General features: G+C 67.4%; 1 pseudogene. It reads right to left on the reverse strand.

The window, feature by feature from the left end:
- Positions 1-188, reverse strand: a pseudogene (locus CU044_RS27570) (hypothetical protein); the annotation flags it as partial.
- Between the last annotated feature and the right edge of the window lie 48 nt (positions 189-236).

The raw sequence follows: 236 nt of genomic DNA on the forward strand, positions 1-236 counted from the left end.
GGAGTCGGCGCGAAGAAACGCCAGTTCGGCAGCAGCGAGAAGGTGTCCTTCAGCTGAAGCCGGTTGAACAGCTGATTGGGATGCTGGGTGGCGACCGTGCTGACCAGCATCACCGCACCGGCGATACGCCAGCCGGCACCCGGCCCCGTGAACAGGCTCTTGCCGATCTCCCGCGGTGATGTGCTCACTTGGCCGCCCCCTCGTGCTCGTCCGTGGAAGCGCCGGCCGGCAGACCG

This window comes from Streptomyces sp. L-9-10 (assembly GCF_004151105.1).
Taxonomy (GTDB): domain Bacteria; phylum Actinomycetota; class Actinomycetes; order Streptomycetales; family Streptomycetaceae; genus Streptomyces.